Raw genomic sequence first — 15454 nt, forward strand, 5'->3', positions numbered from 1 at the left:
ATTAATTGCCGTTATCTAAGTTATACGTCGGTTTTTCGTGCTTGATACCTTTCACTGCTTCAGCAACTTCTGCAGGCATGTATTCTTCATCATGCTTTGCAAGTACTTCAAAGGCATCAATTTCATTGGCTTTAACTAACACGCCCTGCGCCACAATCCCTTGGCCTTCACGGAATAAGTCCGGCAAAATCCCTTGGTAATTAATTGTCACCATAGGGCCTTTATCAATCAGCTTAAAGCTTACCTTTAAGCTTGATTCGTCACGAACAACTGAGCCAGGTACAACCATGCCACCAATACGTAACTTTTGACCAATATGCGGTTTTTCTTTATTTGGTCCTTTACCATCAACAAGTTCACTTGGGGTATAGAATAAATTGATGTTTTCTTGCAGTGCATACAGCACTAAACCAATCGTTGCACCCACACCAAAAATAATGGCTACAACTGCTAATAAACGTTTTTTACGTCTTGGATTCATTGCCCTGCCTCTTGCTTCGCTTTCTTAATGCGCTCTTCACGTTGTGCTTGCTGCTTTACTGAAGAGAAAATACGTTTTGTATCGTTTAACGAACTAAATAAAATACCGAGTAAAATTAATGCACAGCTACCAAAAGACAACCATACATAAAAGCCATAGCCACCCATGGCAATAAAATCTGCAAAAGAATCAAACTGCATGATTAACCTCGCTCAACCATATCACGCACCCAAGGGCGATGCTTTTCACGTTGTAGAATTTCGTTTTTAAGGCGGATTAACGTCACCACACCAACAAAACCTGCAAACGCAACAATGTTAACCATTAATGGCCAAAACATGCTTGGATCAATAGCTTTAGTATCAAACTTTGTAATGGTTGCACCTTGATGCAAGGTATTCCACCATTCCACCGAGAAGTGAATAATCGGTAAGTTGATAACCCCAACAATGGCTAAGATACAAGCAGCACGCCCCGCTGCTTTTTTATCTTCAAAAGCATGATAAAGCGATAACACACCAAGGTATAAAAATAACAGAATTAACTCAGAGGTAAGACGTGCATCCCACACCCACCATGCGCCCCACATAGGTTTACCCCATGCTGCACCGGTAATTAATGCTATCGCTGTCACACATGCCCCGACAGGTGCAATTGCAATCACTGCAAGTTCTGCATTACGTAATTGCCATACTAGTGCGATCACTGCTGCAATCGCCATAGAAGAGTAAGCGCCCATAGATAAAATAGCTGAAGGCACATGGATAAAAATAATTCGGTAGCTGTCTTTTTGTTGGTAATCGGCTGGGGCATAAGCAAGCCCCCAGACCCATCCAACAATCATACAAACCACCGTAACGACGGCGAAATAAGGCAGTAAGGTGTTACACAATTGGTAAGCACGATCTGCTTTTGCGTAGGGATGTAACCACTTCCACATATTAACTTACACTCACTTTCAATGCTGACGATATGGCAATTGGCGCCGCTATAATCGCTACGATTAGCATGGCACCAAGGATTGCAAGCTGTCCGCTATAGGCAAGCTCCATAGAGCTGGTATCAATAGCCGAGGTTGCAAAAATTAGTACAGGGATATACAAAGGCAGAACAAGCAAACTCATTAAAATGCCGCCTTTTTGTAGTCCCACAGTAAGTCCAGCGCCAATTGCGCCAATGAAGCTAAGCAATGGCGTACCTAACAATAAGGTCAGAACGGTTGCTAAAAGCGCTGAACTTTCTAAATTCAATAACAAAGCAAATACCGGAGTCATTAACACTAAAGGCAACCCTGTGATCACCCAATGCGCAGCCACTTTTGCAAGGACAGTTAACGGTAAAGGGTATGATGAAGCAATTAATTGCTCTAGTGTTCCGTCGTGATAATCATCACGAAATAGCTTATCTAGGCCTAACATGGTCGAGAGTAAAGCAGCGACCCAAATAATGCCCGGCGCCATACGAGCAAGTAGACCGGGTTCAGGGCCAATTGCTAACGGAAAAAGAGTAATAACAATAAGAAAAAACAAGATAGGGTTAACGATTTCAGCACGCTGACGAAACGCTAATTTAAGATCTTTAGAAAAAACCGCAGAGAATAATTGCCAATACGAATGCTGTTTTACCATCAGTGGCGATACTCCAAAGTCACTGTTTGAAGGTCACTAAAATGTGTCGTTAAATCTTGGTGGGTGGTTAATAGAATCGCGCCGCCAGCATTTAGGTGCTCAACAAAGCGTTCTTGTAAAAATGCAACACCGCTTTTATCAAGGGCTGTAAATGGCTCATCAAGGATCCATAGTTTGGCACTGTTTAACCACAGTCTTACTAGAGCGACACGGCGTTGTTGCCCTGCTGACAACATACGAACAGGTACATCTTCAAGACCTACCAAGCCTATTTTTGCTAAGATCGGATACAAGTCTTGTTTGCTATCGTAGCCATTTATTTTTAGCCAAAATGCGACATTCTCAAGGGCGGTAAGCTGTGTATTTACCCCAGTTTTATGGCCGATGAATAATAACTCTTGTGCATATTCATCATAGTATTTTGTAATTGAGCGATCTTGGAACAAAACATCGCCTTCATCCGCCATAGCGAAACCCGCGATAATACGCAATAATGATGTTTTACCAGCCCCATTCGGACCAGCTAACTGCATAATTTGTCCCGATTTCAAGCTGAAATTAAGATCCGCAAACAAACAACGATCTTGCTTGATGCAGGTGACGGCCTTAATGTGTAACAAGATGACGATTCTCTATACCCAAAATTAGGCGTTAGTCTACCATAATGATAGGGTAATACGAATATTGCTTTAAAACGATTAACTTATATTTGATCTAAAATAATGAATAAACAAAGCCAGTTGACTCTCAGCACTCAGCTTAATCTAGACCCAAAAGCAATCAGCAGTGCACTACAGCAATCACCTAATGATGCCTTGAAAATGCTGGCTGAGCAGAGCCTAACTGCTCGTAATATTGTGGTTGGTAAGCACAGTGTGCAAATGGACGTGCTAATCAATAACTCATGGCAAACACTGCGCTTATCAACAGAGCAAGAAAACCTCAAAACTGAGCGCTTTTTAGCGGCCAATATTCAATTAAGTAGTGATGGTAAACAGCTGACTATCACACCAGCACCACTGACGATTACACTTGGCAAAAGCCAGCAATTACAAGCACTACTGAACTTGCTAACGCAAGGGAGTGCAAATACAAATATGCCGCACCCTGCTCAGATTGCGCCAAGTAAACCTTTACTACAACTACCGGCATTAAAAGCTGAGTTTGCTCTTAATAATAGTCTCGCTGCTCTTTTAAAAGCTGAAGCACCACTTAAAGCCATTTTGCTGCCTGCTACCAACCAACAAAATAGCTTTAATTTAAACATTATTAATCGCTTTGGGGATTCTCTCCATCAGCAAAGTGTTAGCCAACAAAAAATAGCTGAGTTGGTGGCTAAGCTAACCCCTGAAATGAATTTGAAATTAGCAGGGCAACAAGTACAGTTAAGCGTTGCAAACAAGCAAAGTAATGAATTAACTTTACCGCTACCTACAATATCGCCAAAACAAGCTAAGCAAATTCAAGCGCAGTGGCAATTTCATCCTCATGCATTAAAACTAACCCCCCAGCAAGTTAAAAATACTGTTGAACTTATAAATAAAGCGCCTGTGCAACAAATACTGTTAAAGAACTCGCTGTCAGAGACATTCAATCAAGCATTAAAAAGCCAAGCTGTTGAACCTAAGAGTACGTTGTTAGCGCCATCGAGCAGCTCAAATTCCCCCATTAGCTCTTGGCTAAAAGACAGTTTTGCTGATTTAAAAACGCGTATTAGTGATGCAGTGCGCTATTTTGAAAAGCTCCCTGCTACCACCAAAGCGGCTGTTTACCAGTCAACGCATCAGCTGATTGAAAGCAAAAATACGATTAGCCAACTGGGCTTTAATGCCAATAAAATCAATATAGTAAAGCTTGCCGCTGCTCAACAAAGCGCGCCCCAACACACTGCGCTCCAAGTAGCGCAAAAACCCAGTGGGCCAGTTACAGCTAATACGCCACCACCTGTGGCTAAACAAACAGAGCCATTAACCGAAAGTCAGCCTGCAAAGCAAGTTAGTTTACCCGTGAGCTATAACAAGGCAGCACCTTTAATACAGTTACTGCAACGGATAAAAGTCAGTTTAGAGCCGCTTGTTAGCGCACAAAATCAAGCGACTCAGTTGGCTACAAACCATAGCAAAGAACAACTCCCTGTATTGAGCTTAGACAATGCTATGCAAAAAGCACCTGCAGACAACAAGTCAATTAACAGTTCTGTTAATACTCTAAACTCTGACAAAGCAACATCTGAACAGCTTGCCCCAGTTAAAAGTAGCCTCGCTAATTCAGTACTGAAAAATATGAGTGAGCAAACTAAACAGCATAACTTCGTGACTCGAGCACCCAATGAGCAAACCGTAGGGTTACAAAAAGTTGTTCAACAGCAAACTCAATTACACGCCCCCTTCTTAGCAACAAAAGAGCCGAACTTGAGTCAGCCATTATTGCCGATAAGGCCAATCGAAGCCGCGTTGATTGCTAAGCTATTACCGCTCCCTGAAAGTAAACCGTTAGCAAGTATGCCTCTGCCAGTGCAATTAACAGAGAAACTTGTAGCCCTGAGTGAGCAAAACACATCGCCTTCGGTAGATTTAAACAGGCTCGTTAATCAAGCATTTAATCGCATGATCTCGAGTCAAAACATGCACCCTACAACGATTGAACGAGAGCTTTTAAGTATCCTCAGGCCAACAGCACTGCCTAGTCAAACTCAGCAGGCAAGCTTCAGCCAAGGGTTAGAACAACTAGCAGTGGCTTCACTTGCCGCGCCAATTATTAATCAAGCACCAACCAACCTTAGTTTTAATAATCAAACTGGTCTTGATGCCTTACTGCAAGTGTTAGTGCCCAACTTTAAAGCCGTTAACGGCAATAAATTACTCGAGCAACTACAGCAGCCTGCGATGCAAGCCATGGCGGCTGAAGCCTCGCAACTGAAAAACACTCTAGCTCAGGTGCAAACAACGCCCATCAATCAGCAACAAGATAACAGTGCTTTAGCGCAGTTTTTCTTACCGATGAAATTACCTCCTGAAACAGGGCAAACAGAAATCAGCTTAGGACAATATAAAAAGCCAAGTAAAAATAAACTCGAAGCAAAGAATGTCTGGTTTGTGCGATTGAACTTTGATTATGCTCAGCTTGGCAAGTTACAAATTACCGCGGAGGTGATGGATAAAGCAGTTGATTGCCAATTGCTCGCTTCTTCACAAGAAGTGACAGCGCTTGCTCATCCGCATTTAGAAACGCTGCGCCATAAATTAGCAGGCCATGGTTTAAATGTAGGTGAGTTAAACTTGCAACAAGGGACATCAAACCACCAAGCTTTTTATAAATCCCATGCGATTATTAACATTAAGGTGTAATTTTTATGAGTGAACAAGCGGTGCATAAATCAGCAATTGGCTTACTCTACGAAGCGGGTAGCTCACCACGAGTAACCAGTAAAGGCTTTGGTGAATTGGCTGAAGAAATCGTCAAACTTGCTGAGCAAAAAGGCATTTTGATACACCAAGATGCGGACTTAGCTCAAACCTTATCGCATCTTGAGCTAGGTGAAGAAATCCCGAAAGAGCTCTATTATGTTATTGCTGAATTAATTGCTTTTTCGTACGTATTGCGTGGTAAGTTTCCACCGGGTTGGCAAGACTTTCAAGGTAAGCTCAACATCAAAGCTTAGCTCAAATAAAAAAGCGCCTATTCGGCGCCTTTTTGTTTATGAAGTGACATGAGTAGCTCAGCTTCGGCTCTGGGTAATTCGCATTCACGAATTATTTCTTCTAAATCAGCGCCTAGCTCAACCATTTTAACCGCTCGCGAATAAATTTTCGCATTCGGATCATCATATTTTTGTGCATCTTGTAGCTGTTCAAGCTCTTTACTTTTTTCTTCAACAGCAACAACACGTTTGCCAATACTTAGCATGCCAGCTCGCATTTCAGCCACTTCGCTACGTAAAATACTCAATTGCTGTTGAGCTTCTTGTAACTGTTTTTGCTTAGCTTGAATCGCCGCCGCTTGCTTATTGTTATTGACAAAAATAAGCCCCAAACACACTAATACAAGTAAGATTGAGGCACCAAACAAAGAGTATAACAGCATATAATTTCCAAACGCTTATAGTGCGCTTAGCTCGTCCCACTCATCGTCATTTAATAATTTATTAAGATCAACCAAGATCAGTAACTCACCATCACGGTTAGATACACCTTGGATAAACTTAGCACTTTCTTCTGTGCCAATATTTGGCGCACTGTCAATTTCAGAGCTACGTAGGTAAACCACTTCAGCAACACTGTCGACTAAAATACCAATCACTTGCTTTTCAGCTTCAATGATAACGATACGAGAGTTATCAGTAACCTCAGCACCCATTAAACCAAAACGTGCACGCGTGTCGATCACAGTAACAACATTACCACGTAAGTTAATAATACCTAACACATAAGAAGGCGCACCTGGCACAGGAGCAATTTCGGTATAGCGAAGTACTTCTTGTACTTGCATTACGTTAATGCCGTACGTTTCTTCTTCAAGTTTAAAGGTTACCCACTGTAACACTTCATCGTTGCTATCAGCGTTTTTATTTGCTGACAGTAGTCTTTCTTCACTCATGCTATTACTCCGTAAAAATAGTTACTGCTCACGGCTGTCTAAGCCCTGCTCTAGCAATTGATTTAAATTTTCAACGTCAATCAAGGCGCACATTTTCTCTTTGATAACACCTGCAAGCCAAGGCCGCTTACCTGATTTTGCTCGCCATTTTACATCTTCTTTACGAAGCGTAATATTATTTACGAGCTTTTCTGCCAATAATCCCCATTGACTGTCACCTAAGGTGATTAAATACTGATAATCTAATGAGTGTTCTAATTTTTCATCATACTTTTCTGGCATAACCCAACGTGCAGTATCAACAACATTTAGTTTTTCTTCACGGTTTAGCATGACACCTTTAAACCATTTTGGTTTACCAAATAATTGGTTAACCTCTGCCAGCTGATGAATTCCCCCTAATGCTTTTAACGGTACAGCAAGGGTTAACCCTGCAACCTCAAAGAATAATGCCTGAAATTCACCATCAAAATAGTCTTCTTGACGATCAGACGAGGTTTTTGCAACCAGTTCAGCTTTAGGTTCTGCGACTATATCTTTGATATTAGCTTGGTTCTCGGTTTTCTCAAGCTCTTTAGTCGGTTCTGGGGGTGGTAAAACAGGTTCTGGAGTAGGCTGAACGTCTGTCAGCTTTTCTTCTGTCTTAGTTTCAGGCTCTTTAACCTGCTCCAGCAGCTTTGCGACTGGCTCAAGATTTTGGTCTGTAGGCTCATCTTCACACAACAAAGCGCCCAAATATTGGGTCATCACTTTTTCATTGGCAAATAAATGCTTACTCATCTTTAACCTTGTGCAACTAAGTAATCAAGCAGGGCGCGATAGGCAAAAACGCCACGCGAACGCGGGCAAAATTGAATCGGCACTTGCTGTGCTAAACTAGCATCTCTAAACTTTGTATCGACAGGAACCACGCCTGACCATACTTTATCTTTGTAATTATCCTGCAGAGTCTTGTAAGCTTCAAGTGATGCTTTAGTACGTTTATCGTACATTGTAGGAATAATTGTATATTGGTACTGTTTTGCTTGCGATGTTTGCATCAGCTCCATGGTGCGCATCATACGATCAAGCCCTTTTAAAGCCAAAAATTCTGTTTGTACTGGCACTAAAATTCGCTCACTGGCTGCAAGTGCATTGACCATCAAAACCCCTAAAACAGGCGGGCAATCAATAATTGCATAGTCATAATGGTCGCTAATTTTGGCAAGCGCTTTTTTTAGTATTAAGCCCATGCCATTTTTATTGCCCATGCTTCTATCAAGCGTCGCGATTGCCATCGTCGCAGGTAAGATATCTAGGTTTTCAAGTGTTGATGGACATAGAGCCTGCAAAATTTCTTCACTGGCCATGCTGTTACCACGCGCGAAAATATCATACACGCTGACTTCTAAGTCTTCTGAATCTATACCAAAATAATAAGTCAATGATGCATGCGGATCGGTGTCAATAAGTAACACGCGTTTTCCTTGTAAAGCGAGAATACCAGCAAGGCTAACGGCTGTTGTTGTTTTCCCTACCCCACCTTTTTGATTCGCTACGGTCCAAACTTTCACATCACACCTTATTATTGTTCATTGCGCGTGGTAATCCTAATTCCACCATGTGGTAATTGAATCACTTTAATGCTGTTATCATCGCTTGGCAACTCAATTTCTGTCGTCTGTTGCGGTTGGTTTTGTGACTCTTGTTCAGTATTTTCTGGCTCTTTTGGCGGTAAACCATATTTAGACAATGCAACAACCACTTTGCGGTTTTCTGCGCGTCCTTGCTCAGTGTCATTACTTGCGAAAGGTGAATATTGCCCGTAACCTTCAATAGCCATACGCGCAGGGTTAATACCTAAACTCTCAAGCTCAACTAGGACAGATGTCGCCCTCGCTACAGATAGCTCCCAGTTAGAGCGAAACATCTCATTACGAATACCTTCGTTATCGGTATAACCACGCACACGAATGTAATTATCAACTGGTGCAATAATATCTTTCACTAAACTAACAACTTGTTTTGCACGCTGCTGTGCAACAGCACTGCCCGATGAAAACAACATACCAGAGCTTAATTCAATGATGAGCCAATCTTGATGAAGCTCTAAACTTGCTTCGCCATCACGAATTTCATCAATGAGCGCAGACTGTAATTTAGTAAGTAAGCTGTCGAGAGGCTTGCCGAGATGTTTTTTCTCAATATTGCTGGTTTCGCTTTGCCCATCGAGTAATTCAGGGCCTTGCTCATCTTTACGAATGCTCTCACCGTATAGAATGTCGTTCTCAGGGCTGACTCTGTCAGTTAGTATGCCTGTGCCGTTAACCCCAGTGCCAACCTGTTGTTGCTGACGAGCAGACTTTTCAAACACCTGCTCTAGTGAATCTGAGAGAATTTGAAAATCTTCATTTTTACTAATTGCGATCGCATACATGACCACAAAAAAAGCAAACATGATGGTCATGTAATCGGCATAAGAGACAAGCCAGCGTTCAGTATGTTGGTTTTTTGACGTGTTATGACGCAGACGACGGCGCATCATAATAAATTACTCGTCAACTAAGCTTGGGCGCTCTACACGGTACGCCTCAAGTTTTAGTTCGATATTTAGTGGGCTTTCACCTTGCGAAATAGCAATAATGCCTTCAGCAAGTAGTTCATGATACAGCATTTTTTGCTCAACTTGCTGCTTAAGTTTATTCGCCATTGGCAAGAATAATAAGTTAGCTAAACCAACACCGTAAATAGTAGCGATAAACGCAGTAGCCACACCGGCACCCAGTTTTTCAGGATCCGTTATAAATTGCATAGCCTGAATCAAACCGAGTACTGCACCTAAAATACCGATTGTAGGGCTATAACCGCCCATAGCTTCATAAACTCGACTTACCTCGAGTAAGCGTTCGCGTTCAAGCATTAAATCAATTTCAAGCGTATCTCTAAGCTTTTGCTCATCAATCCCATCAACAAGTAGACTCAAGCCCTTTGCCGCATACGGGTCTGAGTGCGACAGCGCTTCCGACTCAAGGGCTAAGTAACCTTCTTGACGTGCTTTATGTGACCAACGCTTTACTTGCTCGATGGCTGCATCAATATCGTGATACGGCGGAAAAAACACCCAATGACTGATCTTAAGTGTTTTAGTAAAAACACTTGCTGGGGTCTGAAGCATGACAGCCCCAAGCGTACCACCAAGCACGATGATAAGCGCAGGACCATTAAACAGTGCAGAAACAACCCCGCCCTCTAATGCATAACCAAAGGCGATGGCACTTACTGCGACAATTAAGCCAAGGAAAGACAGTTTATCCACAACCAGTCTCACGCGTTAAACGATTCGCAACATCTGCAAGCGCTAAGCTTTCACTCGCCAAGCCGGCATTAGCAACAGCTTGTGGCATACCATACACCACACTGGTTTTTTCATCTTGCGCCCAAATAGTCGCACCGACTTGCTTAAGCATACGCGCACCATCACGGCCATCTGCGCCCATGCCCGTTAATACTACAGCTAGCACATCACCGCCGAAGGTTTTTGCAGCACTTGCAAAAGTCACATCAACACTCGGCTTGTAAGTAATACGCGGACTATCGTCTTCAAATACTCGCAGAGTGCGAGAACCACCACGCCCCTCTATTAGCATTTGTTGGCCACCTGGCGCTAAGTAAGCGGTGCCAGGCACTAAACGGTCACCATTTTGCGCTTCTTTAACATTGATTTTGCATAAGCCATTTAGCCTTGCAGCAAAAGCTGGCGTAAACGCAGCTGGCATATGCTGAATAAGCAAAATAGGATGTGGGAAATTAGCTGGCAGCTGAGTCAAAATTGTTTGAAGCGCCACAGGTCCACCGGTTGATGTACCGATAGCAACCAATTGATATTTCTTGCCCGAAGCGCGAATATTACTCGTATTCGATGACGATGCAGCCGGCGAACTTGCAGCAGCAGGACGGCTAAAACTGCGATCAGGCTGGACAATACCGTTACTGCTTGTAGCGCCACTACTTCTTAGTGTAGGAGTCGGAGTTGATCTCGAAATAGGTGCTGGGCGCGAGAAACGAGAAATGCGACGGCGACCAATTTCTTTTACTTTATTTTGTAAAAGCGCGATTGCATCTTCATTATTGCGTGCAATGTCTTCGAACTTTTTCGGTAAAAAATCAAGGGCCCCAGCATCCAATGCATCTAGGGTTGCTGTTGCGCCATCACGGGTGAGTGATGAGAACATTAAAATAGGAGTCGGTGTTGCTGCCATTATTTCTTTCACGGCACTAATGCCATCAAGAACCGGCATTTCAACATCCATAGTAATTACATCAGGTTTTAATTCACGGGCTTTATCGACCGCTTCACGACCGTTTACGGCAAAACCAATTACTTGAATATTGCTGTCTTGCTCTAAAATTTCGCTGACTCTGCGGCGAAAAAAGCTTGAATCATCAACAACTAATACTTTGACTGCCATTGGCACTCTCTTGTTTTATATCACTTAAAGTGCAGTTAAACGCTGCACTTTATTATTTATTATTAGCCAACGTAGTGTTTAAGCATGCTAGGTACGTCGAGGATCAATGCAATCCCACCATCAGAAGTAATTGTCGCACCAGCCATGCCTGGCGTACCTTGCAATAAGGCATCTAAAGGTTTGATAACAACTTCTTCCTGGCCAATTAACGAGTCAACCACAAAGCCCACTTGTTTAGTACCGATTTGAACAATAACTACGTGACCTTCAGCTTTACGTTCTTGGCGGTTGGCACCTTTTACTAACCAATGTTGTAAATAGAAAAGCGGGATCGCTTTTTCACGCACAATTATTGTCAGTTGACCATCAACGACATTAGTTTTAGTTAAATCAAGATGGAAAATTTCACTCACACCAGCAAGTGGTAAAGCAAATGTTTGCTCGCCAACAATAACCATAAGAGTCGGTAAAATAGCCAGTGTTAATGGCACCTTGATTTCTAATACAGTACCTACACCCAGCTCTGACTGAATATTGACAGAGCCATTTAACTGGGTGATTTTTGTTTTTACTACATCCATGCCGACGCCGCGGCCTGAAATATCAGATATCTCTTCTTTGGTTGAGAAACCAGGCGCAAAAATTAAGTTGTAAGCTTCGGTATCCGACAAGCGGCTTGCTTGGTCGTGATCGATCACACCTTTGCTGATAGCAATTTTTTTCAACTTCTCAGCATCCATACCTGCACCATCATCACGAATGGTCAATAAGATATGATCGCCTTCTTGCGAAGCAGAAAGAGTGACTGTACCGGTACGTGGTTTACCCGCGGCTTCACGCACATCTGGCATTTCAATACCATGGTCAACAGAGTTACGAACTAAATGCACGAGCGGATCGGCAAGCGCTTCTACTAAGTTTTTGTCTAAATCGGTTTCTTCACCAACCAGCTGCAGGTTAATGTCTTTTTTCAAGCTGCGAGCTAAGTCACGCACAACGCGTGGGAAGCGGCCAAATACTTTCTTAATTGGCTGCATGCGGGTTTTCATCACCGCACCTTGCAGGTCTGCAGTTACCACATCTAAATTAGAGATGGCTTTACCCATTGATTCGCTGTTACTGTTATTTGCAAGGCTAACCAAACGGTTGCGTACTAATACCAGCTCACCCACCATGTTCATGATTTCGTCCAAGCGCTTGGTATCAACACGAACCGTTGTTTCAGCTTGTGGTGGTGGCGCTTTTTTCGGTGCAGCAGAAGCTGCTGGTGCTTTTGCAGGAGCTGGAGCCGGTTTAGGTGCAGCTGCGGCAGGCTTAGGAGTAGGTGCCGGTTTTGATGCTGCTGGCTGTGCCGGTTTTGCAGGTTCAGCTTTAGGTGGTTCAGGCGCTTTTTCTGGCGCAGCCGTTTCTAAAGACTGTGGAGCTGTACCTTTACCATGTAATTCATCAAGCAACGCCTCAAACTCGTCATCGCTAATTTCATCGTCTGAGTCACTGCTTGTAGTATCTACTGCTGGCGCTTGAGGAGTTGGTTGTGCAGATTTTACTGTTTCAGGTTTGGCTATATTTTCTTGTTTTACTTCACCAAAATTACCAACACCATGTAATTCGTCTAATAAACTGTCGAATTCATCATCGGTGATGTCATCACTATCACTGCTAATAGCTTCAGGAGCAGCCGCTGCTGGCCCTTGACCTTTACCATGTAATTCATCGAGGAGGCTTTCAAACTCATCTTCAGTAATTTCATCAATATTCTGTGGTTCTGCCTTACTATCAGCAAGACCGCCGCCATCAAACAACATATCAAACGCAAATGGATCATCTTCATCAATATTGTCTGCTGCCGTGTTAGCTGTTACTTCAGGTGCATCAACAACAGCCTCTTCAACAGCAGGTTCTTCAGGTGCAACTGCTACATCGTCTGCTACTGATACATCTTCACCTGCAAGCTCTTCCGCTGTAGGGGGTTGGCTTAATTTATGAAGAACGTCTAGAAGCGCAGGATCTGCAGGCTCTGGTTGCTCACGATTTTGAATCGTTGCGAACATTTCGTTGATGGTATCCAGAGCTTGTAAAATAACATCCATAAGCTCAGGAGTGACACTGCGAACACCTTGGCGTAATAAATCGAAAACATTCTCTGCACCGTGACACGCATCAACAAGTTCAGTCATGCTTAAAAAGCCTGCACCGCCTTTGACAGTGTGGAAGCCTCTAAAAATGGCGTTTAAGAGATCTTTGTCTTCGGGATTGTTCTCAAGCTCAACTAATTGCTCTGACAAAAGCTCTAAGATTTCTCCTGCCTCAACAAGGAAATCCTGTAAAATATCTTCATCGACTTCAAAGCTCATGCAGCTACTCTCCTCTTAGAAGCCCAGACTTGATAATAGATCATCGACTTCATCTTGTCCTGAGACAACATCATCACGAGAGTCTTTATCAATAATCGGCCCTTCAGGACCTGCTAGTGTATCACTTGTTGCAGGTGCTTTTTCTATGGCCTGTTTTTCTTGTTGTTGATGACCATCTTCTTGACTGCCAAACACAGTTAAGAGATTAATTAAACTGTCTTCTACTTCTCGCACTAACTCAATGACGCGACGGATTACTTGCCCCGTCAAATCTTGATAGTCCTGTGCCATCAGCACATTGGTCATCAAGCCCTGTAGCTCATCGGTTTTAGTATGCGAGTTATTCATAAAATTATCTAAGCTATGACATAGCTTTTTAAACTCACCGAGCTCTATTTCTCGGCTCATTAAACGATCCCACGTTGGTTTAATCGTCGCTATTTCATCTGCAAGTTGTTGCGCTAAAGGTAAACTAGCTTCAACTGCATCCATGGTTTTGTTAGCGGCGCTTTCTGTCATTTCCATAACATAATTTAAGCGCTGCTTAGCGTCTGGGATCGCATCGGTAGTTAAATCTGAAAGACGAGTATCTAGATCAAAGTTTTTTAGCGCTTCATGTAATTGTCGCGTCAGTTTACCGATTTCAGCAAACAGCTCTGATTGTTCTTTTGATGCTGTTTCAAGTATCAGCTGATCAGCTTTTTCTTGTTCACCATTTTCAAGAAACTCAACAAGTTGACGAGCTTGCTCTAAACTTATTTGAGGCGCAGCTAGTGCTGACATAAGCCTCTCCCCTTAGATTAACCTAAACGTTCAAACACTTTTTCCAATTTGGTTTTAAGTGTCGCAGCAGTGAATGGTTTAACGATATAGCCATTAACACCCGCTTGAGCAGCAGCAACAATTTGTTCTTTTTTCGCTTCAGCTGTCACCATTAATACAGGAATATGCTTAAGGCTATCATCAGCACGAATTGCTCTTAACAAATCAATGCCTTGCATACCTGGCATGTTCCAATCTGTTACAACAAAATCAAATTCTTGATTTTGTAGCATTGGCAATGCTGTTGACCCATCGTCAGCTTCCTGCACATTGGTAAAACCTAAATCCCTTAATAGATTTTTAATGATACGTCTCATTGTAGAAAAATCATCAACAACAAGAATTTTCATGTTTTTATCCAAAACATCCTCCGGTGAGGTTTGAACCTATATTTACTTACTACTAATTAATCCAGTCATTGATTTTTGCTTTGAGCTTAATCATCGCCTGACCATGTATCTGACTCACACGCGATTCACTAACATCGAGTATGTGTCCTATTTCTTTTAAGTTCATTTCGTCGTTGTAGTACAAAGACAAAACAAGTGCATCTCTTTCTGGTAACGATTGGATAGCCGTTAATAGAGACTGGTTAAACCGCTCATTTTTAACGTTATTAAACGGTTTGTCTAGTCCTAAATCCTGACCTACAGGTGTAATGACGTCTTCATCAACGCCTAAGTCCTCTATACCTAATACTTTACTAGAATTTACATCATGTAGAATATGATGGTACTCATCGAGCGTTATATCAAGTTTTTCAGCGACTTCTGTATCTTTAGGTTCACGATTTAGCGTGCTTTCTAATTCGGCTATGGTTTCAGCCACTAGACGGGCATTTCGGTGAACTGAGCGTGGTGCCCAGTCACCTCTACGAATTTCGTCTAACATCGCACCACGAATACGAATTCCAGCGAAAGTTTCGAAACTAGCCCCTTTGCTAGCATCAAAGTTTTTTGATGCTTCAATTAGACCTATCATGCCTGATTGAATTAAATCATCGAGTTGGACACTGGCAGGTAAACGAGCAATTAGATGGCACGCCACTTTTTTAACTAAAGAGGCATGTTTTTCAACAATCGCATTTAAGTTTTGTGCTGATTGATATCCCATCGCTTTATTCAC

Annotated in this window: 18 protein-coding genes; 2 read left to right on the forward strand and 16 right to left on the reverse strand. The window is 42.5% G+C overall.

What is annotated here, in order from left to right; genetic code table 11:
• Position 1: 1 nt before the first annotated feature.
• From ccmE to ccmA, 5 genes are read right to left on the reverse strand one after another with little or no spacing between them, the layout of a single operon-like run.
• Entirely contained in the window at positions 2-481 is a 480-nt protein-coding gene (ccmE, locus tag AOG27_RS11945; protein ID WP_054553243.1) for a cytochrome c maturation protein CcmE, read from the reverse strand.
• Entirely contained in the window at positions 478-681 is a 204-nt protein-coding gene (gene ccmD, locus AOG27_RS11950; protein WP_054553244.1) for a heme exporter protein CcmD, read from the reverse strand. The genes ccmE and ccmD overlap by 4 nt, the downstream gene beginning before the upstream one ends.
• 2 nt (positions 682-683) lie before the next feature.
• Entirely contained in the window at positions 684-1421 is a 738-nt protein-coding gene (locus AOG27_RS11955; protein WP_054553245.1) for a heme ABC transporter permease, read from the reverse strand.
• Between the two features lies 1 nt (position 1422).
• Positions 1423-2109, reverse strand: coding sequence for a heme exporter protein CcmB (gene ccmB, locus AOG27_RS11960; protein WP_054553246.1), 687 nt, complete (start codon positions 2107-2109; stop codon positions 1423-1425).
• Complete coding sequence (ccmA, locus tag AOG27_RS11965; protein ID WP_138599030.1) at positions 2109-2729, reverse strand: cytochrome c biogenesis heme-transporting ATPase CcmA; 621 nt, start codon at positions 2727-2729, stop codon at positions 2109-2111. Before ccmA ends, ccmB begins: the two co-directional genes overlap by 1 nt.
• 102 nt (positions 2730-2831) lie before the next feature.
• Between ccmA and AOG27_RS11970 the strand changes: the two genes are divergently transcribed.
• Entirely contained in the window at positions 2832-5456 is a 2625-nt protein-coding gene (locus AOG27_RS11970) for a flagellar hook-length control protein FliK (RefSeq protein WP_054553248.1), read from the forward strand.
• Between the two features lie 5 nt (positions 5457-5461).
• Positions 5462-5770 (forward strand): EscU/YscU/HrcU family type III secretion system export apparatus switch protein, encoded by a 309-nt coding sequence (locus AOG27_RS11975; protein ID WP_054553249.1) that lies wholly within the window; start codon positions 5462-5464, stop codon positions 5768-5770.
• Positions 5771-5787: 17 nt separating this feature from the next.
• On the opposite strand, the gene AOG27_RS11980 is transcribed toward AOG27_RS11975, so the two are convergent.
• The 11 genes from AOG27_RS11980 to AOG27_RS12030 all read right to left on the reverse strand — a co-directional run bounded on the left by AOG27_RS11980 (position 5788) and on the right by AOG27_RS12030 (position 15442).
• Positions 5788-6192: a DUF2802 domain-containing protein gene (locus AOG27_RS11980; RefSeq protein WP_054553250.1), complete on the reverse strand. Its 405-nt coding sequence runs from the start codon at positions 6190-6192 to the stop codon at positions 5788-5790.
• A gap of 15 nt (positions 6193-6207) precedes the next feature.
• On the reverse strand, positions 6208-6705 hold the full coding sequence (locus AOG27_RS11985; protein ID WP_054553251.1) for a chemotaxis protein CheW: 498 nt from the start codon (positions 6703-6705) through the stop codon (positions 6208-6210).
• Between the two features lie 21 nt (positions 6706-6726).
• Positions 6727-7485, reverse strand: coding sequence for a chemotaxis protein CheW (locus tag AOG27_RS11990; protein WP_054553252.1), 759 nt, complete (start codon positions 7483-7485; stop codon positions 6727-6729).
• A gap of 2 nt (positions 7486-7487) precedes the next feature.
• The gene (locus AOG27_RS11995) at positions 7488-8258 is read right to left on the reverse strand and encodes a ParA family protein (RefSeq protein ID WP_054553253.1); all 771 of its coding nucleotides are present in this window, start codon (positions 8256-8258) and stop codon (positions 7488-7490) included.
• 11 nt (positions 8259-8269) lie between these two features.
• On the reverse strand, positions 8270-9229 hold the full coding sequence (locus AOG27_RS12000; protein WP_054553254.1) for a flagellar motor protein MotB: 960 nt from the start codon (positions 9227-9229) through the stop codon (positions 8270-8272).
• A gap of 6 nt (positions 9230-9235) precedes the next feature.
• Positions 9236-10000 carry a flagellar motor protein gene (locus tag AOG27_RS12005; protein ID WP_054553255.1) on the reverse strand — a complete coding sequence of 255 codons (765 nt, stop codon included), beginning with the start codon at positions 9998-10000 and terminating at the stop codon, positions 9236-9238.
• Positions 9993-11153: a protein-glutamate methylesterase/protein-glutamine glutaminase gene (locus AOG27_RS12010; protein WP_054553256.1), complete on the reverse strand. Its 1161-nt coding sequence runs from the start codon at positions 11151-11153 to the stop codon at positions 9993-9995. Before AOG27_RS12010 ends, AOG27_RS12005 begins: the two co-directional genes overlap by 8 nt.
• 62 nt (positions 11154-11215) lie before the next feature.
• The gene (locus AOG27_RS12015) at positions 11216-13507 is read right to left on the reverse strand and encodes a chemotaxis protein CheA (protein WP_054553257.1); all 2292 of its coding nucleotides are present in this window, start codon (positions 13505-13507) and stop codon (positions 11216-11218) included.
• 15 nt (positions 13508-13522) lie between these two features.
• Entirely contained in the window at positions 13523-14290 is a 768-nt protein-coding gene (locus AOG27_RS12020; RefSeq protein ID WP_054553258.1) for a protein phosphatase CheZ, read from the reverse strand.
• A 17-nt stretch (positions 14291-14307) separates the two neighbouring features.
• A complete protein-coding gene (gene cheY / locus AOG27_RS12025; protein ID WP_016708035.1) occupies positions 14308-14691 on the reverse strand; it encodes a chemotaxis response regulator CheY in 384 nt (127 codons plus the stop codon).
• A 40-nt stretch (positions 14692-14731) separates the two neighbouring features.
• Positions 14732-15442 carry an RNA polymerase sigma factor FliA gene (locus AOG27_RS12030; protein WP_054553325.1) on the reverse strand — a complete coding sequence of 237 codons (711 nt, stop codon included), beginning with the start codon at positions 15440-15442 and terminating at the stop codon, positions 14732-14734.
• Between the last annotated feature and the right edge of the window lie 12 nt (positions 15443-15454).

The sequence above is a fragment of the Pseudoalteromonas lipolytica genome (assembly GCF_001306915.1).
Lineage (GTDB): Bacteria > Pseudomonadota > Gammaproteobacteria > Enterobacterales > Alteromonadaceae > Pseudoalteromonas > Pseudoalteromonas simplex.

Coding starts and splice junctions, on each gene's coding strand:
- AOG27_RS11970 (WP_054553248.1), top strand. CDS start 2,832: ATGAATAAACAAAGCCAGTTGACTCTCAGCACTCAGCTTAATCTAGAC.
- AOG27_RS12020 (WP_054553258.1), bottom strand. CDS start 14,290: ATGTCAGCACTAGCTGCGCCTCAAATAAGTTTAGAGCAAGCTCGTCAA.
- AOG27_RS11955 (WP_054553245.1), bottom strand. CDS start 1,421: ATGTGGAAGTGGTTACATCCCTACGCAAAAGCAGATCGTGCTTACCAA.
- AOG27_RS11990 (WP_054553252.1), bottom strand. CDS start 7,485: ATGAGTAAGCATTTATTTGCCAATGAAAAAGTGATGACCCAATATTTG.
- ccmB (WP_054553246.1), bottom strand. CDS start 2,109: ATGGTAAAACAGCATTCGTATTGGCAATTATTCTCTGCGGTTTTTTCT.
- AOG27_RS12015 (WP_054553257.1), bottom strand. CDS start 13,507: ATGAGCTTTGAAGTCGATGAAGATATTTTACAGGATTTCCTTGTTGAG.
- AOG27_RS11980 (WP_054553250.1), bottom strand. CDS start 6,192: ATGCTGTTATACTCTTTGTTTGGTGCCTCAATCTTACTTGTATTAGTG.
- AOG27_RS12030 (WP_054553325.1), bottom strand. CDS start 15,442: ATGGGATATCAATCAGCACAAAACTTAAATGCGATTGTTGAAAAACAT.
- AOG27_RS11975 (WP_054553249.1), top strand. CDS start 5,462: ATGAGTGAACAAGCGGTGCATAAATCAGCAATTGGCTTACTCTACGAA.
- AOG27_RS11985 (WP_054553251.1), bottom strand. CDS start 6,705: ATGAGTGAAGAAAGACTACTGTCAGCAAATAAAAACGCTGATAGCAAC.
- ccmE (WP_054553243.1), bottom strand. CDS start 481: ATGAATCCAAGACGTAAAAAACGTTTATTAGCAGTTGTAGCCATTATT.
- AOG27_RS12000 (WP_054553254.1), bottom strand. CDS start 9,229: ATGATGCGCCGTCGTCTGCGTCATAACACGTCAAAAAACCAACATACT.
- AOG27_RS12010 (WP_054553256.1), bottom strand. CDS start 11,153: ATGGCAGTCAAAGTATTAGTTGTTGATGATTCAAGCTTTTTTCGCCGC.
- ccmD (WP_054553244.1), bottom strand. CDS start 681: ATGCAGTTTGATTCTTTTGCAGATTTTATTGCCATGGGTGGCTATGGC.